19 protein-coding genes are annotated in these 22,729 nt (G+C 64.7%); 13 read left to right on the top strand and 6 right to left on the bottom strand.

Going from position 1 to position 22,729, the window contains the following annotated elements; all coding sequences use genetic code 11:
- Position 1: 1 nt before the first annotated feature.
- The 3 genes from EP7_RS20230 to EP7_RS20220 form a co-directional block, all read right to left on the bottom strand.
- Positions 2 to 1,594: an NAD(P)/FAD-dependent oxidoreductase gene (locus EP7_RS20230; RefSeq protein WP_463523961.1), complete on the bottom strand. Its 1,593-nt coding sequence runs from the start codon at positions 1,592 to 1,594 to the stop codon at positions 2 to 4.
- A 74-nt stretch (positions 1,595 to 1,668) separates the two neighbouring features.
- Positions 1,669 to 3,354, bottom strand: a complete 1,686-nt coding sequence (locus tag EP7_RS20225) for a SpoIIE family protein phosphatase (protein ID WP_463523960.1) — start codon at positions 3,352 to 3,354, stop codon at positions 1,669 to 1,671.
- A 127-nt stretch (positions 3,355 to 3,481) separates the two neighbouring features.
- Positions 3,482 to 5,233, bottom strand: coding sequence for a serine/threonine-protein kinase (locus EP7_RS20220; RefSeq protein ID WP_463523959.1), 1,752 nt, complete (start codon positions 5,231 to 5,233; stop codon positions 3,482 to 3,484).
- A gap of 315 nt (positions 5,234 to 5,548) precedes the next feature.
- Between EP7_RS20220 and EP7_RS20215 the strand changes: the two genes are divergently transcribed.
- From EP7_RS20215 to EP7_RS20205, 3 genes are all read left to right on the top strand, one after another.
- Positions 5,549 to 6,337: a hypothetical protein gene (locus EP7_RS20215; RefSeq protein ID WP_463523958.1), complete on the top strand. Its 789-nt coding sequence runs from the start codon at positions 5,549 to 5,551 to the stop codon at positions 6,335 to 6,337.
- Between the two features lie 54 nt (positions 6,338 to 6,391).
- Positions 6,392 to 6,895 carry a DinB family protein gene (locus tag EP7_RS20210; RefSeq protein WP_463523957.1) on the top strand — a complete coding sequence of 168 codons (504 nt, stop codon included), beginning with the start codon at positions 6,392 to 6,394 and terminating at the stop codon, positions 6,893 to 6,895.
- 132 nt (positions 6,896 to 7,027) lie between these two features.
- Positions 7,028 to 7,447 (top strand): hypothetical protein, encoded by a 420-nt coding sequence (locus EP7_RS20205; protein WP_463523956.1) that lies wholly within the window; start codon positions 7,028 to 7,030, stop codon positions 7,445 to 7,447.
- Positions 7,448 to 7,468: 21 nt separating this feature from the next.
- Here EP7_RS20205 and EP7_RS20200 read toward each other — a convergent pair whose 3' ends face one another.
- Positions 7,469 to 7,867: a hypothetical protein gene (locus EP7_RS20200; protein ID WP_463523955.1), complete on the bottom strand. Its 399-nt coding sequence runs from the start codon at positions 7,865 to 7,867 to the stop codon at positions 7,469 to 7,471.
- Positions 7,868 to 8,192: 325 nt separating this feature from the next.
- Between EP7_RS20200 and EP7_RS20195 the strand changes: the two genes are divergently transcribed.
- The 5 genes from EP7_RS20195 to EP7_RS20175 all read left to right on the top strand — a co-directional run bounded on the left by EP7_RS20195 (position 8,193) and on the right by EP7_RS20175 (position 12,359).
- Positions 8,193 to 8,693: a hypothetical protein gene (locus EP7_RS20195; RefSeq protein WP_463523954.1), complete on the top strand. Its 501-nt coding sequence runs from the start codon at positions 8,193 to 8,195 to the stop codon at positions 8,691 to 8,693.
- A gap of 103 nt (positions 8,694 to 8,796) precedes the next feature.
- Positions 8,797 to 9,288 (top strand): anti-sigma factor, encoded by a 492-nt coding sequence (locus tag EP7_RS20190; RefSeq protein WP_463523953.1) that lies wholly within the window; start codon positions 8,797 to 8,799, stop codon positions 9,286 to 9,288.
- Positions 9,289 to 9,340: 52 nt separating this feature from the next.
- Positions 9,341 to 10,375, top strand: coding sequence for a hypothetical protein (locus tag EP7_RS20185; protein WP_463523952.1), 1,035 nt, complete (start codon positions 9,341 to 9,343; stop codon positions 10,373 to 10,375).
- Positions 10,372 to 11,607 (top strand): bifunctional diaminohydroxyphosphoribosylaminopyrimidine deaminase/5-amino-6-(5-phosphoribosylamino)uracil reductase RibD, encoded by a 1,236-nt coding sequence (gene ribD / locus EP7_RS20180; RefSeq protein ID WP_463523951.1) that lies wholly within the window; start codon positions 10,372 to 10,374, stop codon positions 11,605 to 11,607. The genes EP7_RS20185 and ribD overlap by 4 nt, the downstream gene beginning before the upstream one ends.
- Before the next feature lie 32 nt (positions 11,608 to 11,639).
- Positions 11,640 to 12,359: a redox-sensing transcriptional repressor Rex gene (locus tag EP7_RS20175; protein WP_463523950.1), complete on the top strand. Its 720-nt coding sequence runs from the start codon at positions 11,640 to 11,642 to the stop codon at positions 12,357 to 12,359.
- 87 nt (positions 12,360 to 12,446) lie between these two features.
- Here EP7_RS20175 and EP7_RS20170 read toward each other — a convergent pair whose 3' ends face one another.
- A complete protein-coding gene (locus EP7_RS20170) occupies positions 12,447 to 13,457 on the bottom strand; it encodes a sugar phosphate isomerase/epimerase family protein (protein WP_463523949.1) in 1,011 nt (336 codons plus the stop codon).
- Positions 13,458 to 13,970: 513 nt separating this feature from the next.
- Between EP7_RS20170 and EP7_RS20165 the strand changes: the two genes are divergently transcribed.
- The 5 genes from EP7_RS20165 (at position 13,971) to EP7_RS20145 (ending at position 20,742) form a co-directional block, all read left to right on the top strand.
- Entirely contained in the window at positions 13,971 to 15,206 is a 1,236-nt protein-coding gene (locus EP7_RS20165; protein WP_463523948.1) for an MFS transporter, read from the top strand.
- 495 nt (positions 15,207 to 15,701) lie between these two features.
- Positions 15,702 to 17,777 carry an excinuclease ABC subunit UvrB gene (gene uvrB / locus EP7_RS20160; RefSeq protein WP_463523947.1) on the top strand — a complete coding sequence of 692 codons (2,076 nt, stop codon included), beginning with the start codon at positions 15,702 to 15,704 and terminating at the stop codon, positions 17,775 to 17,777.
- 49 nt (positions 17,778 to 17,826) lie between these two features.
- On the top strand, positions 17,827 to 18,744 hold the full coding sequence (gene nadC, locus EP7_RS20155) for a carboxylating nicotinate-nucleotide diphosphorylase (protein WP_463523946.1): 918 nt from the start codon (positions 17,827 to 17,829) through the stop codon (positions 18,742 to 18,744).
- Positions 18,741 to 19,715, top strand: a complete 975-nt coding sequence (locus EP7_RS20150) for a biotin--[acetyl-CoA-carboxylase] ligase (RefSeq protein WP_463523945.1) — start codon at positions 18,741 to 18,743, stop codon at positions 19,713 to 19,715. The genes nadC and EP7_RS20150 overlap by 4 nt, the downstream gene beginning before the upstream one ends.
- Before the next feature lie 376 nt (positions 19,716 to 20,091).
- Entirely contained in the window at positions 20,092 to 20,742 is a 651-nt protein-coding gene (locus EP7_RS20145) for a tetratricopeptide repeat protein (RefSeq protein ID WP_463523944.1), read from the top strand.
- Between the two features lie 217 nt (positions 20,743 to 20,959).
- Here the strand turns inward: EP7_RS20145 and EP7_RS20140 are convergent, their stop codons facing one another.
- Positions 20,960 to 22,171 (bottom strand): sodium-dependent bicarbonate transport family permease, encoded by a 1,212-nt coding sequence (locus EP7_RS20140; protein ID WP_463528441.1) that lies wholly within the window; start codon positions 22,169 to 22,171, stop codon positions 20,960 to 20,962.
- Positions 22,172 to 22,729: the final 558 nt, after the last annotated feature.

The following is a 22,729-nucleotide window of genomic DNA, read 5'->3' as shown; positions in this document are numbered from 1 at the left end:
TTCAGCCGCCCGCCCTTGCATGGCGGGCGACGATCGAGCGGGCCGTGCGCAGGCCGTCGACGGCCGCGCTGATGATTCCGCCGGCATACCCGGCCCCCTCGCCGCAGGGGTAGAGCCCGGCGACGATCGGGCTCTGACGGGTCTCGTCGTCTCGTGGAATCCGTACGGGGGAACTGCCGCGGGACTCGGGGCCGGTCAGCGTGGCGTCGCGGAGGAAGAGGTTCGAGAATTTCCGATCCATGATCGGCAATCCGCGTTCGAGGGCCTCCAGCACCAGGGGCGGGAGGAACGTGCCTAGGTCCATGGGTGTGGTCCCTCGCGGATAGCTCGACGGGAGCTTGCCCCGGCTGGCCCGCCCTTTCAGGAAGTCGCTCGCACGCTGGATGGGTGCGTTGTAGTTGCGCCCCGCGGCGAGGTAGGCCATGCGTTCGGCGCGTTGCTGGTAGTGGATCCCGGCGAGGGGATGGTGGCTGCCGGTGTCCTCGGGGGTCACGGTCACGACGATCCCGCTATTGGCGAACGGGGAGTCGTGCCGGCTCTCGCTCATCCCGTTGGTGCAGAAATAGCCGGGCTCGCTGACGCTGGGCATGACATAACCGCCGGCGCACATGCAGAACGTGAAGAGGTCTTTGCGCCCGGCGTGGGCCACCAGGTTGTAGTCGGCCGCGCCCAGGGCCGAGGCCTCGGCCTGACGGCCGTAGCGGGCTTCATTGACCTGCTTCTGGGGCTGCTCGATGCGCACGCCCATCTGGAAGGCCTTGGCTTCCAGCGGGACGCCGGAGCGGAGCAGGGCGTGGTAGGTATCGCGGGCGCTGTGGCCGATGGCGAGCACGGCGAGGTCGCAGGCCAGGTAGCCCGAGCTGGTCGAGAGCCCCTTCAGGCGGCCATCGGCGATGTCGAAGTCTTCGACCCGGCAATTGAAGCGGACTTCGCCCCCCAGGTCTTCCATCTTCCGCCTGATCGTGCGGACGATCAGGGGGAGCCGGTTGGAGCCGAGGTGGGGCCTGTGCTCGTAGACGATCGAGGGTTTGCCGTGGCACTCGGCCAGGATCTCGAGCACACGCTGGACGTCGGGGCCGGTACCTCGGCTGGTCAGCTTGCCGTCGCTGAAGGTGCCGGCGCCCCCCTCACCGAAGAGATAATTGCTCTCCGAATTGACGGGGCCGCCGGAGTCGAACGCGCGGACGTCGGCCACCCGCTGCTTCACGTCCTGGCCGCGTTCCAAAACGATGGGGCGGTAGCCGTCGATGGCGAGCATGTACCCGGCGAACAGCCCCGCGGGGCCGGCGCCGATGATGACGGGGCGATGCTCAAGGGGAGCTGTTCCGACCTGCGGCCAGTCGAAATGATCGGCGACGAAGGGCTCGATACCCGGCCCCATCAATCGGCCGTCGGCCTCGACCTCGGGGAGATCGACCTCGGCGGCATAGACAAAATGGATGTCGTCGTGCCGGCGCGCGTCGAGGCTCTTGCGGAGGATTCGCCAACGCGCGATCTCGCCCGCCGGCAGGCCCAGGCGGCCGGCGAGCTTCTCGGGGAGGATGTCTTCGGGCTCGCCCAGCTCCAGGCGGACGTTGGCAACTTTCAGGGACATCGGACGGGCCTCGGGTCTTCGTGCGGAGCGGGCGGCGGTCGTTCGGATAATCGGTCGATCTCGGGGCGTCTCTGTCAGGTGGCTAGGAGCCCGAAGCAGATCAAAGTGATGTCGTCGGCCTGCGGGTGGCCGTCGGAAAACTCGCGGATGTCCTGGAGGATCGCCTTGCCGACCGACTCGGGCGAGCCGGAGAGCTCGGCGACTCGCTTGAGGACCCGGCGATTCTCGCGGGTGTCGAACAGCTCTTCCTTGGGGCTCCGGGCATCGGTCACGCCGTCGGAGTAGATAATGACGATGTCCCCGGGATGGAGCTTGATCTGGGTCTGGCCGTATTCCGTCCCGGGAAGGATTCCCAGCGGGAAGCCGGCGATCTCCTCTCCAACCTCTTCGAGCGTGCCGTTGGCCCGCCGCACGAGCACGGGGATATGCCCCGCCGAGCAGAGGGTCAGGGTGTCGCTCGCTGGGTCGAGGAGGTTCAGGCTCATCGTGATGAACTTCTCCTCGATGCCGGCCTCGCAGAGCAGGTCATTCAGGGCACCTGCCGCCTTGCCCAGGCTGTCTTCGGTGAGGATGCAGTAGCGAGTGTCGCCGGAGAATTTGGCCATCATCAGGGCGGCGGCCACCCCCTTGCCCGAGACGTCGGCCAGGGCGATGGCCCATTTGTTGCCGGGCAGGGGGACGAAGTCGTAATAGTCGCCCCCCACCTCGTAGGCGGGGTTGTAGTGGGCGAAGAATTCGTAGCGGGGAATCTTGGGCACGGAACTGGGCAGGAAGCTCTTCTGCACCTGCTCGGCGATCTTCAGGTCGCGCTCGATCCGCTCGCGGGCGATGAGCCCCTCGTGCAAGGCGGCGTTCTGGATGGCGATGGCTGCCTGGCTGGCGACGGCGGCCAGCACGTCCAGGTCATCCTGGTGGAACTGCTTGCGGTCGCTGGTGTCGAGCTGGATGATCCCAAGCGCCTGGCCGTCGGGCGTCAGCAGCGGCACGCACATCACCGACCTGATCTTCAGGTCGGCGATGGACATGCTCGTCGGCAAGTTCTTGTCCTCGCCGGCGTCCTGGCTGAGAACGGCCCGCTTGTTAACGAGGACGTGGTTGACGATCGAGCGGCTGATGCTCATCGGCACCTCGTCGTCGTGGTTCAGTCCGAACGGGCGGCGGGTGGGCCTGAACTTGAACGCCTTGCGGATGAGGCGCTTGGTCTCGGGGTCCTGGAGGATCAGGAAGAGGCGTTCCGACTGGGGGAAAAGGTCCATCAAGGAGGTGAGGATCTTGGGGGCCAGCGAGTCGACGCGCAGCTCGGTGGAGAGGCTGCGGGCGATCTCCAGGATGGCCTTGAGCTTGACCTCGGGGCGGACGGCGCTGGCCAGCGTGCTCGACCTCGATGCGTCGAGGGTGTGGATGGCCGGGTCGTCCTGGCCGTCGGTGAGCACCAGTTCGTCGCCGGCGGCCGGGCCCTTCGGCGGGGTGAGGTAATAGACGAATTCGACGTCGCAGATGTTGATCCGGTCGCCGGGCTTGAGCTTGTGCTTCTTCGATGGGTCGAGGTCGGCGCCGTTGACCTTCGTCTTGTTCCTCGATCGGAGGTCGGCGATGAAGAACTCGTCGGCCTGCCGGATGATCTCGGCATGCCGCCGGCTGACGCCGTTGGGGTCGAGGATGATCTGGCATTCGGGCGAACGGCCGATGACGATGGTCTCGGTCTTGAGCTCGATGATCTGGCCCGACGGGTTGCCGGTCACTCGCTTCAGGATCGCCATTCGAGTCGCTCCGTGGGGCCTGCGTGACGACGAGGAGCGGTTCTGCGTGTCCGGTTCGATGGGATGGCGGGAAATAACGTCCGGGGGGATGCCGGCCCGCCGGCCGGGTCGTTCTCGTCCATCGGAGTCATCCGGGGCGTCCCGGCTCGCCGGCGTTGGCCATCTCGATCTGGAGCAGTCGGGCCATGTACTTGGACTGGAGTTCGAGGAATTTCGCCCGCGCCGCGAGGGTCGCCTCGGGGCCGGCCGGGCGTCGGGTCACGTCCACGGCGATCTCCGCGCCGAGCTCGACGAGCCCCGGGTCGGTGAGTTGCTCGGCCCTTCCGGCGAGCAGCCGCTCGGTTCCCGCGGCATCCTTCCGGAGCGCGGCGACCCCGCCCCTGAAGATCTCGGCGTAGGCCCGATCGCCCTCCCGTTCTGAGCCGTCGAGCGCGTCGGCCAGCATGGCCAACCGCTCGGAATCGCGGCGACGGAACAGCGATCTGGCGAACTGAGTATAGGCCCTGAGCGCCCATTCGTGCTGGCCGGGGTGGAAGCCCGGCACGGCCAGCCAGGCGGCGTCCAGCTCGGCCGGCACGGTCCTCATCTGGGCCTGTCGATACTGGGCCGATGACGTCGCCTGATGGGGGATCGAGCGCCATTCGGGGGCCATCCAGAGGGCCGGGCTCCCCTTCGGCGATGCGGATCGGACGTCGAGCAAATCGGGCCTCCGACCGGACCAGCCCGCGATGGCCCCGGCCAGCAACCCGCCGACGAGGCAGGCCGCGGCCATCCCACGGCTAGGCCTCGCCTTCCGGATCGCGACCATCGACGAAGACAAGGCCGCCATGACGAGCGAGGGCTCGGTCGTTTTGAGCGACCTGGAGCTTGCAGACTCGGCGGCAAGCTTCGGGAATGCCTCGTTCGCCGGGATCGTGCTGATCTCGCCCGTCTCGGCCCGAGCGGAGCCGAGGTTGAGCTTCTCGCGCACCCTTGCCAGGTCGCGCAACATCTCGGCGGCCGACTGATAGCGGTCGTTGGGAGACTTGGCCATCAGCCGCATGACGAGCGCCGTGAGTTCGGGCGGGAGGTCGGGCCGGTGGACCGCCAGATTGACGGGGGTATCCTTCAGATGCTTCAGGGCCAGGGCCAGGGCCGTCTCGGCGCGAAACGGCGGGGCGCCGGCGAGCATGTGATAATACGTCACGCCCAGGGAGTAGAGGTCGCTCCGGTGGTCGAGCGGGTGTCCCTGGACCTGCTCGGGGCTCATGTACATCGGCGTGCCGAGGGTCACCCCGTCCTGGGTGATGTGGTGGTCGTGCTCCAGGTCGCGGCAGAGGCCGAAGTCGGCGACCTTGACCTGCGCCTTCTTCGTGAGCATCAGGTTTTCGGGCTTGATATCCCGGTGGATCAGGCCCAGCTCGCCGGCGGCGCCGATGGCCAGGGCAGACTGGCGCATGATCGACATCGCCAGAGGCAGGTCGATCGTCCCCTTGCGGGTGAGATATTCGCGCAGGTTGGTCCCCTGCACGTACTCCATGGCGATGAACCGCAGATTCTCGAACGAGCCGAGGGTGTATATGTGGACAATGTTGGCGTGATTCAGCTTGGCCGCGGCCCAGGCTTCCACCTCGAAGCGGGCCTGGTAGGTGGCGTTGGAAATCAGGTCGGCCCGCAGCACCTTCAGCGCCACCTCGCGATTCAGGCTGAGCTGGCGGGCAAGATAGACTTCGCCCATGCCTCCCCGGCCCAGGAGTCGTTCGACCTGAAAATCGCCCAGCATCGAGCCGGTCAAGTCGCGAGTCGGCGCGACGGGGATCCCGGTCGAGGAGAGGCCGGCATTCCCGGCCGTCGCCGCGGGGTCGGGCAAGGCTCTCGGCTTCGCTTGGTTGTCGGGCATCGGTCGGTCCGATCGGCGGGTGGGTGGGCCACACGTCATGGAGGGGGGCCGCGAGTGGATCTCGCCCTCCAGTGTACGGATCGGCCGGCGTCTCGCCTATTCCCGACCGCAGCGATCGTCCAGGGCGGTTGACACCATCGAGTACGGATTACAGTCCCCGGTGGTCGAAGGCACGACCCTTCGATGCTACACTCGAAGTGGCGGACCGCCCGCACACGCCCCCCTCGACGGCGTGATGATGCCCTCGTGCCTGGCGTCTGAATTCGCGACCGGGGCGAAATGGCGGGGCTTCCCGCCCTCTTGGAGGCGACGACCATGATTCGACGCGGTCAAAAACGCTTCAGCCAGCTGCTCGCGAGGTCGCTGGTCCTGTTCGCAATGCTGGCGGGCCTGGCCCCCGCGTCATTCGCCCAGATGGCCGACTCCAGCTATTTCGGCGACGGATTCCTCTATCATTCGAACGTCAGTGGGTTCGCCCGGCCCGAAATGCCCCAACGCGGCAGTTGGGGCGAGATCATCATGGTCAACGCCAAATGGATCGTCATCCAGAACCAGCAGGGGCAGCAGTTCCCCGTCGCCATGGATAGCGTCGGATCCTTCATGACTCGCTGGCCCACCTCGGCCGACGCGCTGACGAGGGCCTCCATGATCGAGGTGACCGGCAGCGACGTCGCGTCGAACCAGATCATGACCGACCACGTCGACGTGTTCGAAGGGCCCGCTCGCAACATGGTCACTCCCACGACCGAGATTAACCAGGGTTTCAGCCTCGTCCTGAGCCCGGTCGGACTGGGCAGGTCCAGCATCAGCGGGCCCAACAACCCCGGGATGGCCGGAATCTGGGGCGCCCCCAACATCCCGACGTTCGTCGGCAGTGTGGTCGACTCCGACCCCCTCCAGTTCAGCATCGGTGGAAATCAGGTCTGGACGGTCGTGCCCGGCAACAACGGGATCACCATGACTCAGGTGACCCTCGGGACCTGGTCGACGATCCGCAAAGGTGACGTCGTCTACTTCGTCCCCTCGAGCGCAGGGGCCCGCAGTCTGGTGCTCGGGCGGATGGTCCTCTACAAGTCGATTCCCTTCGCCCGCTTCGCCAACTGAAATTCTGGCGATACGCCGGTACACTTATCCGTAGACGGACGGGGGACGCGAGCCATGTTCGAGCGCGAGCGAAATCTCTACGCCTATAACCTGGAGTACACGCGGCGGCTGGTGGATGGGCTGGATGATGCGGAGATCGCCCAGATCCCCAGCCCCGGGATCAACCCGCCGATCTGGATCCTGGGTCATCTGGCCATCTGCACCGACTACGTCTTGAGCACCTGTGGCCTGCCGATGGCCTTGCCGGAAGCCTGGCATCGTTCGTTCGGGCCGGGTTCAATGCCCTTGGCCGAGGGCTCGGTTCGCCCGGGTGTGGCTGAGCTGATGAATGCCCTCACCGCCGGCCACGAGAGGGCCTTGCAGGCGGCGACCCAGCTTGACCCTGACAGGCTCGCGGAAAAGCATACCCTCGGGATGGAGCTGATCCGCAAAACCCTGCCCACGGTCGGAGACCTGATCGCCCATCTGCTCAGCACGCACGAGGCCGGCCATCTCGGCCAATTCTCGACCTGGAGGCGGTTGAAGGGGCTCCCACAGACCGCTGGATTTGAGCTCTAGGCGATCGTGGGATGACCTCTCGCACACATCTCGAGCTTGCAACCCGCCCGAGTTCGATCTGCCCGGGCACGCCGGTTGCTGAGTTTGTGAGAGAGCGTCACGACCACGATCCCCAGGGGAGTTTTGTCTCAGATGAAATTGCGAAACATGGCTTTCACCTGGATGGGATTGATCGGCCTGGGCTTGGCGGTTGGCCTCATGTCACCGTCCGAGTCGCTCGCGGCCGACGATCCGCCGAAGTTCGTCGGCACCTGGACCTGGAAGTGGAAGGACGGCGAGGGGGAGACCCATCGCCATGTCCTGGAGGTCGAAGGCGAGCCTTCCAAGCTCGCGGCCCGAGAACGCTTCGACGACTCGCAGCCGGTCAAGGCCGAGTCGCTCAAGGTCGACGGCAAGAAGGTCACATTTATTGTCGTGCGGGGGGAGCGTAGGGCCGAATATTCGGGCAAGTTCGACGGGCCGGACACGATCAATGGGAAGGTGACCGTCCAGGTGAATGGCCAGCCCGAGGAGTTCGGTTGGACCGCGACCCGTGAGACGACCAAGCCCTGAACCCACGAGCTGGCCCGGACTTCAGGTCGATTCGGGGGCGTTCGGGCTGGCCTCATCAGCCCCGCCGCGGCCAAATTCTGGCCCCGGCGAAAGTTGCTCGAGCGTTGCGCTCGGCAGGCTCTCGAGACCTTGCCTGCGCCGCAAGATGTCGCGGACCTTGCGGATCTCGAGTTCGTCCATCTCGCCCGCTTCATACGCACGTTCGAACTCGGCGAGTTGTTCTTCCTCGGTGACGGAGATCGGGTCATCGGCCTGGGAAACATCTCGTCGCAAATAATAAATAACGATCACGCCGATGATAATTCCCAACCCCAGGACCGCCGCGGCGGCCCAATTCCAGAGCCAGGACGAGGTGACCACGGGCCTGGCGGAGAGCGGGATTCGGGCCTGGGCCCAGATCAAGGCGAGGTTCAAGCTCATGGAATTGCTCTCGGGCGTTCGCAAAACCTTCGCGGCACCGGGGGATCACCGATGGAATCGGACCGACTGAGGATGGCCCTTCGATCGGCGTCGATCATCACGGGTTTGCATCGGCCGATGTTGCTCGCCGCCAACATATCGCTGAATCGAGCTTTCCACATTTTCGCTGTCGCTTGCTTGCCGCAGTTCGCGTGCTAGATTATGGAGTTCGGGAGTTGCGGGCAAGTTCGATGTGACCTGCGAAGGATCCGAGCGTCGGACACGACGTATCGAATCAACCTCTCCCGTCAGAGTTCCCGGCCAATCACAAGGAGGGTCGTGGAAGATGCGATTTCGATGGTTCACACTTTTGGTCATGCTGGCGGGTCTGACGGCCTCCGAGTCCCGGGCCCAGACGACGCCGTTCAGTAATGACCCATTTGCGCTCTATTTCGGGTTCTTCCTGCCAAGGCAGCAAGCGCTCGCGAATCAGCCAGGCCCCGAGGCCACGATCAACGAGAACGTCGCAGCCCGTCAAAGCTACGCCGTGACGAACCAGGGTAGCCTGACCGATCCCGGCAACCCGTTCGCCGGCGCCGACGATCCGTTCAGCGATTCGGGGGTCTTCGCGGGGACCCGTCGCCCGGGCGAGCGGATGCCACGCCTGAGCTCGACTCGTAGTTTGCCCTTTAACCATGTCAACGGCGCCGGCCCCCCTCAGCATTACAACCGGGTGGTCCACTACTTCCCGAATGCCAGAACCGGCCGAGGCGCGAATCAGTATGTCGCACCTGCTCATCGCCGGACGACCGGACCGTCCATCCCGTATGCGAACAACACTCGATGAGCCGGATGGATCTTGTCTAAAGAATGGCCCGGCCCGACAATGTCGGCCGGGCTTTTCGATTTCCCGAGACGCACGCGAGACGTTCCTCCGGAGCGGCGATTCCATGGGACCCGACCAGCAGCGGTTGAGCCCTGCCGAACGCTCCAATCTCGTGGCCTACATCGATGGCGAGCTGAACGAGGCGGAGTCGAGGGTGATCTCGACGAAGTTGACCCATAGCGTCACGGCTCGACGCGAGGTCGAACTTTTCGAGCTGACCTGGAAGCTGCTCGACCAGCTGCCGATGCCCAAAGCGAAGTCCGACTTCACGGCCCGGACCCTTTCCGAGGCTGAAGGGCTGAATCGACCTGGAGCGGACCAATTCGGGGCCGCGCGTCGCCTGACCCATCGGGTCTTTGCCGCCGCCCTCATCGTCCTCGGGACTGCGGCAACGTTCGCCGGAGGGTACGCGGCGACGACGATAGTCTGGCCACACCCCACCGAGCGCCTGGCGGATGACCTCTCGATCGCCGAGCACCTGGATGAGTATCTCGAGGCAGGATCGTTCGAGTTCCTCGAGCAGCTCGACAAGCTTCCCGAATTCAATCAAGATTAATCGAGCACGCGAGATCCGTCCTTCATCCATCCCGACCGATCGAGGTAGGTGCATGCGACTCTGCCCGATGACCCATACCAGGGCCGTCGCTCTGATGGCCATCTCACTCGCGTTCATCCCCCACGCTCAGGGCGATGGCCCCGGCGTGAATTCCTGGACGCGGCTCCAGAATCTTCCGCTCTCCCGCCGGGAAGAGCTCGCCGCCAAGCTGAGAGAATTCGGATCGTTACCCCGCGACCGCCAGCTGGCCGTCCGCGAGCTGGATGGCAAGATTGCCTCGCTCGACGCCGCTGATCGCGACCGATTCCTGGCGCTGATCAGGCACTATCACGTCTGGCTCCGCGAGCAGCCCGAGGCAATCAGGACCGCGTCCGTGGAAGGGGCGACGGAGGATCGAATCCGGACGATCGCCCAGTCGCTGGCGAAGAGCCGCCCATCGGCCGCCGCTCGCGGCTCCGGGGCGCCCATCGAGCCTTCGTACTTGCTCGGCCGTTCACCGTTCGATCTCGCTTACCTGATTAAGACCTGGCAGGCGCTGACCGACGAGCAGCAGAAACAAGTCGAGAGCCCCAAGGGAGGCGCCGGGATCGCGGCACGGGCCCGAAAGCTGGCCGATCTAGGCAAACAGCTGAATATCGAGGTCGAGGCTCGCCCCGCCGAGGAGACCGAACGACTGAGGAGGCGGGCATCAGACGCGATCTTCCTGCGCGAATTCACGAACGGCGCACGGTTCGACAGGATCCTGGAGAAGGCCGCGGAGAAGCAGGCGGCGAGCGGTAAGGTCGCTCGGCCAATCCTGAAAAATTTGCTGGGCCATTTGGCCGATGCGTTCTGGCTGGCGGAACACCAGAGGCAGCCTATGCAGGTCAACGAGGCGAATCTCAGGCGATTCGAAGACTCGATTCCCGAGTGGCTCCGAATCTCGTTCGACTCCCTCCCGCCGGCCGAGGCAAGGCTCCGTATGAGCCGAATCTATCGTCTTGCCTACCCGTCGCCATCCGAGATGCCGATCACGAAAGTACCGGCCAAAGGCCCGCTCATCACCGTTCCGGTCGCACCACGCTCGCCCGACGGAGTGGCCTTTTGACCGGCCACGAAGGGATTGTTGGCGGGCCACCCATCATTCACGGGACGACCGCGGGATTTTCCGACGAAGACTCATTCTGGATGAGCCGGGCTCTCGCGGAGGCCGCGCGTGGACTGGGCCACGTCGAACCGAATCCGATGGTCGGCGCCGTCATCGTCCGCGACGGCCGGCTGATCTCCGTCGGACATCACCGAAAGTTCGGTGGGCCTCACGCCGAGGTCGAGGCACTGTCTCGCGCGGGGGTCGATGCACGAGGTTCGACGCTTTACGTCACCCTCGAGCCGTGCTGTCACTTCGGGAAGACGCCCCCCTGCGCCGATGCGGTCGTTGGGGCCGGGGTAATCCGGGTCGTCGCGGCCATGCGCGACCCGTTCCCACGAGTGGCGGGCGGAGGGTTCGCTCGGCTGCGTTCCGCGGGGATCCAGGTCGAGATCGGGCTGCTCAGCCCCGAAACGATCCGCCTCAACGGGCCGTTCTTCAAACGCGTGTTGACGGGCTTACCGTACGTCACGGCCAAATGGGCGATGACTCTCGACGGCAAGATCGCGACGGCAGACGGCGATAGCCGGTGGATCTCCGGGCCGGCGTCGAGGCTCCGGGTTCACGAACTGCGGGGGCGGGTGGATGCGATTGTCATCGGGATCGGGACCGCCCTGGCGGACGATCCGGAGTTGACCGCACGGCCGCCCGGGCCCCGCACGCCCGCGCGTGTCGTGCTCGACAGCCAGGCCCTTCTGCCGCCGACCGGTCGTCTGGCCCGTTCGGCCCGAGAGATTCCCGTCATCGTCGGGGTGACGGACCGGGCCCCGTCCGATCGCAGGTCCAGCCTGATCGATGCCGGGTGTGAGGTGATTGAGTTCGGCGGAATGGGGAGTGTGCCCATCCTGGCGTTGCTCAAGACGCTTGGTGACCGAGGAATGACGAATTTGCTCGTCGAAGGAGGCGGAAGGGTGATCGGCTCGTTCTTCGACGCCGGCCAGATCGACGAACTGGACGCTTATCTCGCCCCAATCCTCGAAGGGGGCGAGCACGGCCGAGGGCCGATGCTCGGCCGAGGATCCGCTTTGATGTCCGAAGCTCGTCGGCTTGTCGATTGCCGGTACGAGATCCTCGACGGCGATGTTCGGATTCGGGGGACGCTCTCAGCTCCCTGGCGGAATTCGGCCGAGCTTGACCCGACCCAAGGTCCGACGATATCATCCATTAAGGCAACGAATGCCGTCGATCGATGACACAGGCCGGCCTTTCCGGAATGAGGATCCTCGTGAGGGAGCCACGACGCGACCCCTCGCCTGATAAGGAAAAACTTGCCCCCAAGGCAGTTGTGGGCCGGGTCAGCCTCTATCTAAGGCAGCTCGAACTCTTCCAGCGCCAGGGTCTAATCACGATCTCGAGCAATCAACTCGGGACCTCGCTGACGATCAGCGATGCCCAGGTGAGAAAGGATCTCGCCTTCTTCGGCCAATTCGGCCACCCGGGTGTTGGCTATCGGATCGAGGAATTGATCGACGCGTTGCGGCGTATCCTCGGCATTGATCGCGAATGGCCATCGGCGCTGGTGGGCCTCGGCAATCTCGGCCGGGCTCTGATCCGCTACCGGGGCTTCCGGTCCCGAGGCTTCCACATCGTCGCGCTCTTCGACAACGACCCTTCGAAGATCGGCGAGACGATTGATGGGATGGTCGTCCACCCCCTCGACTCCATGGCCAAGGTGGTCCAGTCGCTGAATATCAGCCTGGCGGTCCTTGCCGTACCGGCCGAGGTCGCGCAAGCCGTCGCCGATCAGGTCGTTGCAAGCGGGATCGTCGGCCTCCTGAATTTCGCCCCGTTGCCGCTCGTGGTTCCGCCGGGCGTGAGCGTCGTGGGCGTCGACCTGAGCGTCCAGTTCGAGCATCTGGCCTATAAAGTCCAGAACAGGCAGGGCGGGATCTCGTATCTGGAAGGCACAGGGGCGGTCGGAGAGAGCCATTCCGGACTGCGTTGACCGACCTTCGAACTGACGGGCGGGGATGAGACAATCTGTGTCGCATCCCCGCCAGATCTTCATCATGCTCAGTTCGGTCTCTCGAGATCAGGCCTTCTTCGCCTGCGCCTCGGCGAAGGCGCTGTCGAAGCCTCGGGCGATCGGTATGAAGCCCATCTTCGACTTGACGAACTTGGCGGCTTCAGCCGCGCCGTACTCGCGATCCATGCCGGGGTCTTCCCACTCGACGGAGAGCGGCCCTTCATAGCCGATCACGTTCAGGGCGCGGGCAATCTCTTCGAAGTCGACCTGGCCGCGACCCGGCGACCGGAAGTCCCATCCGCGCCGGATGTCGCCGAAATTCAGGTGCGATCCCAGGATGCCCGTCTTGCCGTCGAGCGTCCTGGCCGCGTCCTTGACGTGGACGTGATAGATCCGGTCCGGGAATGCGCGGATGAACGCGACGGGGTCGACGAACTGCCAGAGCAGGTGGCTGGGGTCGAAGTTGAAGCCAAAGGCCGGCCGATGGTCGAGCGCCTTCAAGGCCGTCTCGGCCGAGTAGAGGTCGAAGGCGATCTCGGTCGGGTGAACTTCCAGGCCGAACTTCACGCCGCACTCGTCGAAGACGTCGAGAATCGGGTTCCAGAGGTCGGCCAGCAGCTTGAAGCCATCGGAGATGGTCGAGTCGGGCACCGGGGGGAACGAGTACAGGAGGTGCCAGATCGGGCTGCCGGTGAATCCGTTGACGACCTTGATCCCCATCTTCTGGGCGGCGCGGGCGGTGTCTTTCATCTCCTGGATGGCCCAGGCCCGCTTCTTCTCCGAGTTGCCCCGGACTTCGGCCGGGGCCCAGTCGTCGGTCCTGGCATCGAGCACGTCGAGGACGAGCTGGCCGACGAGATGATTGGAGATCGCCCAGCACTTCAGGCCATAGCGACCCAGCAGGTCGTGGCGTTCCTGGCAGTAATTGTCGTCCTTGAGCGCCTTCTGGACGTTGAAATGGTCGCCCCAGCAGGGGAGCTCGATCCCGTCGTAGCCCCAGCCACCGGCCTTCTTGCAGATCGACTCGAGGGGTAGGTCGGCCCACTGGCCGGTGAACAGGGTGACGGGGCGGGCCATCGGTGTCGAACTCCCTCGGTTGAGTCTGGCTCTGGGTGTGCTTTGGCAGGTATTCCGCCGCGCCACGGGCGGCAGAAGTCTACCGGCGCCCACCATAGGCAGACCGTCCGCCGAAGTCAACGAGCCCGGCGTCCTTGCGCACGATGGCGGATCGTGGCTCGTTTCGTTTTTCGTTTGACTTCGCGCTGGCCCGGCAACAGACTCTGCCCTGCCCGCTCTCCCTCGGCCCGAGTCGCCTTCGGTGACACTCCCAACCCCTGGCAGTGTCGCCTCTTCCGATCGCAGTTTCCGATCCATGCGGGCAGCTACGAGCCGCCCGGTCCCCCCACACCGCGGTGGTCCATTGGACCTCGGCGAGTGGCCCGGCCGCGCATCCGAGGGTCCCCATCTACGCTCGATCCGATCTCGGGAGGCCGGCCCTTGTCCACGATCTCTAAGTCGGACTCGGAATTCGAAGCGATCAGACCCGTTGTCGCATCACCTGGAGAAGTCAGGGTCGAGCCTCCGGAACGGGTGGGCCCCCGCGTCACGATCGTCGTTTTCCTGATGGCGTTCAGCTTCCTGAATCACTCCAACCGGACGAGCATGGCGATCGCCGGCGACGGTTGGTTGTTGGACCAGTTCCATCTCTCGCCGACCGAGCTGGGGGCGATCTACTCGGCGTTCCTCTTCGCCTACACGGCGGCGATGACTCCCGGAGGCTGGCTGGTCGATCGGATTGGGCCCCGCCTCTCCGTCGGACTCGTCGGGCTGATCACCGGAGTCCTCGCGATCGGGACAGGCGCCGCCGGCGGCCTCGCTTCGACGGCCGGGATGTTGCTCCTGAGCCTGACACTGATCCGTGGAGCGATGGGGATGGCTTCGGCCCCGCTTTATCCGGGCGCGGGCGCCGCTGTGGTCAGCTGGGTCGCCCCCGGGCGGCGCGTCACGGCCATGAGCCTGATCGTCTGCGCGGCGCCGATCGGGATCGCTTGCACATTCCTGGTCTTCGGCCCGCTGCTTCGCTGGCTGGGCGGGCCTGGTGCCTTCGCCGTCCAGGGCCTTGTCACGGCCTCGGTTGCAATCGGCTGGCTCATTTATGTCTCGGATCGTCCGAAAGAGGTGCGAACTGTCCTCGAACCCAGCTCCAGAGAGCCCGTCGGTGGCATGGTCCCGGTCTGGGCCTTGCTGCGCAATCGGAGCCTGGTGTTGCTGACCCTTTGCTATGCGACGGTCAGCTACTTTGAGTATCTCTTCTTCTACTGGATGCACTATTACTTCCAGACCGTGCTGAAGCTACCGGCGGAACTGAGCGACACCTACTCCACCTATCTGCCGATGTCTCTGGCCGTCGGCATCCCGCTAGGAGGTTGGCTGTCGGACCGTCTTTCCGAGACGTTGGGCGCCCGTCGCGCGAGGGCCCTGGTCGGGGCGGGGGGGATGATCGCCAGCGCCGGCCTGCTCTGGCTCGGCCTGTTGGCGAGCTCGCCGGGCTGGATCGTCACGTGGTTCTCTCTGGCCATGGGGGTGATCGGACTGACCGAAGGGCCGATCTGGATGTCGTCCGTGGAGATCGGAGGGAAGCGAGGTGGCCTCAGCGGCGCGATCTGCAACACCGGAGGGAATGCAGGCGGGACGCTGGCGCCATTCCTGACAGCTGTGGTCGGCGAGCGCTTTGGCTGGCCGGCCGCGATTAGCCTCGGCAGCCTCTTTTGCCTTGTCGGGGTGGCTTCCTGGATCTGGATCGACCCCGAAGAGCGGATCGCCTGAGCGAGCACCTTGAGCGCCCTCGAGCGACTCGATATGCTGTACGGACGACAATGCACCGGAGGGCCCTTCATGGTGCCCGTTGGCTCAACACGCGCAATCGAAACGTCGGATGATCGGACCCCGAAGGGCCTCGCACGAAGGTCGCTCGGGCTCGGCGCCGCGGCACTTTCCGGCGGCTTGCTCATTCTGGTGTTCGCCGGAGGGACGGGGTACAGAACTCGTCCCGTCCCTCCCGAGCTGGTCATTCGTCTCAATCAGGTCCCCGGACCGGTGGTTGAGGCGCTGCCCAGAGTCGGTCCGGTGATCGCCTCGGCGATCGTGAAGGCGCGAGGCGAAACGCGGTTCCGCTCGATCGAAGACCTTCGTGCTCGTGTTTCTAGGATTGGCCCGGTTACCGCCGCCGCCCTCCTCCCCCATCTCCAATTCGATGACAACGGGCCGCCCGCAAACGGCCTGCCCACGTCCGAGCCCTGACGCGAGCGAGGTCGTCCAACGATGCCGGAATTCAAGCTCGCGGCGCCCTACCAGCCGGCTGGCGACCAGCCTGAGGCGATCGATAAGCTCGTCGCCGGGATTGACGATCGCCGTCCGCATCAAACTTTGCTGGGGGTCACGGGCTCTGGCAAGACGTTCACGATGGCCAACGTGATCGCGCGTTCGGGTCGGCCGGCGCTCGTCCTGTCTCATAACAAGACGCTGGCGGCCCAGCTCTACGGCGAGTTCAAGGAGTTCTTCCCCGAGAACGCCGTCCGCTACTTCGTCAGCTACTACGACTACTATCAGCCCGAAGCCTACATCCCCCAGCGCGACATCTACATCGAGAAGGACGCGGCGATCAATGACGAGATCGAGCGTCTGAGGCTGGCGGCGACGAGTGCCCTGGTGAGCCGCAATGACGTCATCGTCATCGCCAGCGTCTCGTGCATCTACGGGCTCGGCTCGCCCGAAGATTATCGCAAGATGATGGTGCACCTGAAGGTCGGAGATTGGCTCGACCGCGATGCGATGCTGATGAAGTTCGTCGAGATCCAGTACGGCCGCAATGACGTCAGCTTCGAGCGCGGGAAGTTCCGGGTCCGGGGCGATGTGGTCGAGCTCTGGCCCGCATACGAAGAGGTCGCCTATCGGATCGAGCTCTTCGGCGACGAGATCGAGAGCCTGGCCGTCATCGATCCCGTCTCGGGCGCCGTGATCGAGAAGAAGCCCGACATGTATGTTTATCCCGCCAAGCACTTCGTGCTGCCGGAAGAACGCATCGAGGGCGCCGTCGCCGCGATCCGCAAGGAACTGGACGAACGGCTGGAGCAATTCAAGGAGCAGGGGAAGCTGCTCGAAGCCCAACGCCTGGCGGCACGGACCCGGTACGACATCGAGATGCTCCTCGAGGTCGGTTATTGTTCGGGCATCGAGAACTACAGCCGCCACCTCTCGGGACGCGGTCCGGGAGAAACACCGAACACCCTTCTCGACTTCTTCCCGAAGGATAGCCTGCTCTTCATTGATGAGTCGCACGTGACCATCCCCCAGGTGCGCGGGATGTTTGCCGGCGACTTCAGCCGAAAAGGGACGCTCGTCGAGCACGGCTTCCGGCTCCCCAGCGCGCTTGACAACCGTCCCCTCCGGTTCGACGAGTGGGAGGCGAAGCTCGGGATGCGTATCTACGTCTCGGCCACCCCGGCCGACTACGAGATCGCCATGTCCGGGGGAGAGGTGGTCGAGCAGGTCATCCGCCCGACTGGCCTGGTCGATCCTGTGATCCGGGTCGAGCCGGCCCGTGGCCAGGTTCCGGCGCTGCTCAACGAGATCAAGATCCGCTCGGCACGTGGCGAGCGGGTCCTGGTCACGACCCTGACGAAACGCCTGTCCGAGGACCTCACGCGTTTCCTGAAAGAGCAGGGGGTGAGGTGCAAGTGGCTCCACTCCGAGCTCGATGCGATCGAGCGCGTGACGATTCTCAGGGAGTTACGCGAGGGGGCCTTTGATGCCCTGATCGGCGTGAATCTCTTGCGTGAGGGGCTCGACCTTCCCGAGGTGTCGATGGTTTGTATCCTCGACGCCGACAAGGAAGGCTTCCTGCGGAGCGAGACCTCGCTCATCCAGACGATCGGCCGCGCGGCCCGCCACGTCAACGCCCAGGTTGTGCTCTACGCCGACACGGTGACACGCTCAATGCAGAGGGCGATCGACGAGACGAACCGACGCCGAGACTTGCAACTGGCCTACAACGCGGAGCACGGCATCACGCCGGCGGGCATCGTCAAGGCGATCCGCCGCGGCATCGAGGAAGAGGTTCAGGCCCGAGCCATCGAGCGCAGCGTCGTCGGCGATGAGGAAGAGGCCGTCACGCAGGAATATCTCAACGAGCTGGAAGCCGAGATGCTCAAGGCCGCCGAGTCGCTCGAATTCGAGCGTGCAGCCGCCCTCCGCGACCGGATCATGCAGCTGAAGTCCTCGCGCGATGGCGGACCGGCCCGACCCGCGGCCAGCCCGCAGGGGAAGTCGGCACGCGCCAAGGCGAGGGCCGAAGGTCCCAAGGGAAAAGGCCGAGCGGCCCGCCCCAAACCGGCCTGAGTTCGCCCGGATAAGTCTGCTTTTTCGTCGAATGGAGTCGTCCCGACCCATGCCAGCCACCCCCGATCCTATCAACGCTTGGCCAGGCTTCGGACCCGCGGAGCGGGCGAATGCCGGGTCACTCATCGATCTGGCGCTGGCCGAGGATTTCGGTGAGAGCGGCGACGTCACGTCGCTCTCCACGCTCTCTGCATCCATCGTCGGCTCGGTCCAGTTCAGGGCCAGACATCCGGGGATCCTCGCGGGACTACCGGTCGTGGAGCAGATCGTCGATCGCTTCAGCCTGGGACGCGACTGGTCGGCGTTGAAGAGCGATGGCGATGTGCTCAGCGCCGGAGACGTCATCGCTCACCTCGAGGGGCCGATGCGCAGCTTGCTCGGCCTGGAGCGGACCGCCCTGAACTTCCTGCAACGGCTGAGCGGCATTGCAACCCTCACCGGTCGATTCGTCGACGAGGTCCGTGGGACTCGTGCGCAAATCCTCGATACCCGCAAGACGACCCCCGGTTGGCGGGCCCTGGAGAAATATGCCGTCCGCTGCGGCGGTGGCTCGAACCATCGAATTGGTCTCTATGACATGGTCTTGATCAAGGACAATCATCTGGCGAGCCTGGCGCAAACCGGTGATCCGATCGGCCGGGCCATCGAGGCAGCCAGAAATTTCGTTCCTCCGCGAACCTTCGTCGAGGTCGAAGTCGACTCGCTCGAGCAGCTCGACCGTGCCTTGCAGTGCCGGCCCGACATCATCCTGGTGGACAATCTCGGCCCCGAGGCGCTCCGCGAGGCCGTCAGGAGACGCGACCAGGTCGCCCCGACGGTGCGGCTCGAGGCTTCGGGCGGCGTCAGGCTTGAAACGGTTCGCGCCCTGGCAGAAAGCGGCGTCGATCGGATCAGCGTCGGTGCCCTGACGCATTCAGCCCCCGCGCTCGACATCGGCCTGGATTTCGACGAGCCTCGAAGGCCGTGAACATCGATCTGCTTCAACGCCTGCGAGGTGCCGGGGGAGAATTCCTGCCCGACGCGCTCCTCGGGAACGATCCCGCTCATCTTGCTCGCGAGCTGGATGAGCTGTCCGAGTTCGGCTATGGCATCGAGCGGCACCCGTATCGAGGGTCGGCCTATCGAGGCCCCGCGACGCGGCTTTGCCCCGATCAGATCGAGTGGGGATGGCAACCCCGACACATCGGCCGGCGGATCGCGGTCTGGGATCGGGTCGTGAGCACGAACGACCTGGCCGCACGCGCGGCGAGTTCCGTCGCAAACGACGGACTGGTCGTGATGGCCGAGAGCCAGTCTGCAGGCCGAGGGCGACGAGGCCGGTCGTGGTCTGCACCCCCGAAGGCCGCGATCCTGATGTCCGTCCTGATCTTCCCCCCTCCGCCTCTGGCCGATCCCTCGTGGCTCACGGCGCTGGGAGCGGTCGCTGTGGCAAGGACCATTGCCGTGACCACAGGGTTAAGCCCGCGGATCAAGTGGCCCAATGACGTCCGCATCGATGGCCTGAAGGTGGCGGGGATCCTGGTCGAGCGAGGGGCACGCCCCGGCGTTGTCGTCGGGATCGGCCTGAATGTGAACCTGGTCGAGCTAGATTTCCCGGAGGAGTTCAGGGATGTGGCGACCTCGCTCTCGCAACTGGTCGGATCGTCCCTCGATCGCTCCGATCTCGCTCGAGCCCTCATGATGAACCTGGACGAACTCTATTGTGAAGGGCTCGATGTTGGACGGCATCCGCTAGGCCTTCCCTGGCGCGACCTGAGCGAGCATCTCAACACTCGAGTCGAGGTGACCCATCGCGAGGGCGTCCACCAAGGTCGACTCATTGACCTCACTTTGGGGCATTCACTGACGTTCGAATTGGATGACGGACGGGCGCTCATCATCTCCGAAAGTTCGATTTCCTCGTTGAAAGCCCTGGGCAATCTCCCTCACGGGCCTTGATCAGTCCTCGTCGATCGCCGCGTCTCGAGCTGTTCCCGGCGCTGATCCGTGATTGAAGCCCGAGATCACTCGGGGCGAAATCCTCATTCTGACCCGTCGACCGACCTACGTCGGGCGGGTTATGATCCGGCTTGCCCCACGCCCCGCCCTGGCCTTCCTCGCCCGGCTTCCTTCCTCCGCTTGCCAGGCACCCACCACGGAGCTGCCAACGATGGACGCCTACCCGGTCAGGCGCGGATCTGCCGCCGCGTCACGCGAGGCGACTTCCGCACGTACGCGTCCCGGGTGGTCCCCGGGCCCGCTGATCTTGATGACCTGCCTCCTCGTCAATCCCACCCTCGCCGCCGACACGCCTTCCCGCCCCGGAGCCCTCGTCATGCCCGGACCCCAAGCCGGCTCCCTCTTGGTCGACTGTTACGAGGCATTCCTCCGTAATCACGATATCGAGGCGTTCCGCGAGAATGTCTCGGCTCGCTACAACGAGGGGACGCTCTGCCGGATGGTCCAGAACGGTGAAGTCAATGCACGCAGGGCCGCGGTCCTTGCTCTTGGCCTGACCGGTAGCTTCGAGTCCAACGGCGCCGTTGCCAAGGGGATGTGCGATCCTGACCCCACGGTGCGGAACCTCGCCGACAATGCACTTTGGGCCATCTGGTTCCGTGCCGACAGCCCGGAGAATAACGAGGCCCTCGAAGCGGTCCGCTCGATGAACAATCGCCAGCGCTTCGCCACATCCATCGAGCTGGCAGACAAGCTGATCGAGAGAGCCCCGAAGTTTGCCGAGGCCTACAACCAGCGGGCCATCGCTCGCTTCTTACTCGGCCAGATCGAAGAGAGCGCCGCCGATTGTCGGACGGTCCTGAAGCTGAACCCATACCACTTCGGCGCCTTGCAGGGCATGGGGCAGTGCTACCTCAGGCTAGGCCAGCGCGACAAGGCCCTTGCGACCTTCCGCCAGGCCCTGAAGATCCAGCCTTACAGCCAGGGCCTGAAGGAAACCGTCGCCACGCTCGAATCCGAGGAATGACGTTCGAGCCCTGCCTGGCGGCCGCAGGCAGGGCCCCGAACGATCGCGAAGGGACGGCCCTTAGGCTGCCAGTCATCAAGTCGGGCGGCCCGGGGGCCCCGACCCGCGACCGACTCCATGTCTTCCCCCCCGGGGACATAGAATCAGGCCACAGGCCGGGGCCGCCGGGCCGCCCCTGGCAACCTCGATGTCTCGATCCCGGCGTACTCCAGACCGGTCAGCTGTGCGGGAACGCGGCGGTGACGAGCTTAGCGATCTGAATATACACCGGGATGCCGATCGTGACGTTATAGGAGAACGTCAATCCCAAGGAAGCGGCGAGCGGGAGTGTCGGGCTTGCCTCCGGGATGGCGAGGCGTTGGACCGCCGGCACTGCGATATACGACGCCGCTCCGCAGAGGACGGCGAAGATGACGTAGGTGCCCGGCTCCAGCTGATGCCCGGTGAATAAGCAGTAAGCGTGGGCGACGCAGATGCCGAACGTGGCGAACACGTTGGGGGCGATCAGGGCGAAGGCGATGAATGGCCAGCCTGCCGCCCTCAGGTCCTTCAGCTTCTTCGAGGCCGTCATCCCCATCTCGAGGAGGAAGAGGCAGAGGAGGCCCTGAAAGAGGCTGAGGAACAGGTTATCGTCGTCGTGCGTCACCTTTTCGCCCTGTTTCCGGGCGATGAAACCGATGATGATTCCGCCGAACAGCAGGTATAGCCCCGGATTCAGGAAGACTTCGTGAAGCAGCTCGGGGCTGAAGCCCTTTTTCGGCTTGCTCTGGTTCCCATTGGTCTGGAGCGAAAGTGCATCCTCGGCCAGCAACTGCTCGCGACGCTCGGCCTCGGCCTCGCTCACATCGTGAACGTGACCGTGGCCAAGATGTTCCAGCACGATCGGCTTGGCGTTGGGATTGTAACCAGGCTCGAAGGGCATGTTTCCGAGCGCATCCATGCCCTCATTACGGAGCCTGGAGACGAGGTAGAGGGCCACCAGACAGCCGGGGATCTCCATGATCGCCAACATGACGGGCATATAGGCATCATAGGCCATGTTGATCGAAGTGAGCACGCCGACGCAAGTCACGAATGTGCCGGCCGAGTCCGAGCCGTAATAGCCGGCCACCGTGGCTGCATCGATCTTCCTGAGCCTGGTGAAGGCCCGGAGGGCGAAATAGGCTGCGATGCCGATGATGAAATTCGTGACGAACCCGACGCCCATGAAGCTGGCCGCCTCGCCCAGCTTGCTGCCGGCAAGCTCCGCGAGCTCCTCGCCCCCTTTCCAGCCAATCGCGAGAAGGAGGTAGATCGTCAACCCTTGATAGATGACATGAGGGAAATCGAGCTCCACACCGAGGATGGGGACCAGGAAGCCCATGTAGAAGAAGAGGAGTAATGGCTTGAACAGGTTGTGTCGGAAATTTTCCCAGAAGTCGTGCAGCATGGCCATCGCGCAGAGTCTCCCTAGATTACGGTCTCCTCGACCGAATCAGCCCACGCTCTCACCGACCGTCGGCGCGATAGACGTACGCGTCGAGGGGGCGGCCGATCAGGCGCCTTACTCGGAACGGATGACGAGTTCCATGTATCTCGACGAGATGATCATCTCAACGAGTGGACACGATCCGATGCATTCGCAATGCGATTGATAGGGAGCGAGGCGCGGCGCAGGGAGAGTGAGTCGCGACGCGTACCCGGCCCGATGCCCGGAGATTGACCCTATGCCGTCGATTCCTCGACGACGCACGGATACCCTCCGGATCGAACGCGGCGACGACTCAGCAGCGTAAGAACGGATTGCGGAAGGGCGAGGGGTGGGGCGACGGTCGTGTCGAATCGAACCAGGCGTAAGGGCCCAGTTGCTCAGACCTCGCGAAATTGTCGAATCGAGCGACAAACAAGTGCGAGTCGTCATCCTCGCCGTCGAGTCGTTCGAAGAACGATTCCGACTCGGAATCATCATTCGCCGGCTCGGGTGCCGGGAAATCTTCGTCTTGGGTGA

It is taken from the genome of Isosphaeraceae bacterium EP7, from assembly GCA_038400315.1.
Classification (GTDB): domain Bacteria; phylum Planctomycetota; class Planctomycetia; order Isosphaerales; family Isosphaeraceae; genus EP7.
This window is presented reverse-complemented; position numbering and strand designations above follow the sequence as displayed.

Bases quoted from the DNA above. Each gene is read 5' to 3' on its own strand.
- uvrB (WP_463523947.1), top strand. From the start codon at position 15,702: ATGCCGGAATTCAAGCTCGCGGCGCCCTACCAGCCGGCTGGCGACCAG.
- EP7_RS20185 (WP_463523952.1), top strand. From the start codon at position 9,341: ATGCGACTCTGCCCGATGACCCATACCAGGGCCGTCGCTCTGATGGCC.
- EP7_RS20230 (WP_463523961.1), bottom strand. From the start codon at position 1,594: ATGTCCCTGAAAGTTGCCAACGTCCGCCTGGAGCTGGGCGAGCCCGAA.
- EP7_RS20210 (WP_463523957.1), top strand. From the start codon at position 6,392: ATGTTCGAGCGCGAGCGAAATCTCTACGCCTATAACCTGGAGTACACG.
- EP7_RS20140 (WP_463528441.1), bottom strand. From the start codon at position 22,171: ATGCTGCACGACTTCTGGGAAAATTTCCGACACAACCTGTTCAAGCCA.
- EP7_RS20225 (WP_463523960.1), bottom strand. From the start codon at position 3,354: ATGGCGATCCTGAAGCGAGTGACCGGCAACCCGTCGGGCCAGATCATC.
- EP7_RS20215 (WP_463523958.1), top strand. From the start codon at position 5,549: ATGATTCGACGCGGTCAAAAACGCTTCAGCCAGCTGCTCGCGAGGTCG.
- EP7_RS20200 (WP_463523955.1), bottom strand. From the start codon at position 7,867: ATGAGCTTGAACCTCGCCTTGATCTGGGCCCAGGCCCGAATCCCGCTC.
- EP7_RS20170 (WP_463523949.1), bottom strand. From the start codon at position 13,457: ATGGCCCGCCCCGTCACCCTGTTCACCGGCCAGTGGGCCGACCTACCC.
- EP7_RS20220 (WP_463523959.1), bottom strand. From the start codon at position 5,233: ATGCCCGACAACCAAGCGAAGCCGAGAGCCTTGCCCGACCCCGCGGCG.
- EP7_RS20195 (WP_463523954.1), top strand. From the start codon at position 8,193: ATGCGATTTCGATGGTTCACACTTTTGGTCATGCTGGCGGGTCTGACG.
- nadC (WP_463523946.1), top strand. From the start codon at position 17,827: ATGCCAGCCACCCCCGATCCTATCAACGCTTGGCCAGGCTTCGGACCC.
- EP7_RS20145 (WP_463523944.1), top strand. From the start codon at position 20,092: ATGCCCGGACCCCAAGCCGGCTCCCTCTTGGTCGACTGTTACGAGGCA.
- EP7_RS20190 (WP_463523953.1), top strand. From the start codon at position 8,797: ATGGGACCCGACCAGCAGCGGTTGAGCCCTGCCGAACGCTCCAATCTC.
- EP7_RS20205 (WP_463523956.1), top strand. From the start codon at position 7,028: ATGAAATTGCGAAACATGGCTTTCACCTGGATGGGATTGATCGGCCTG.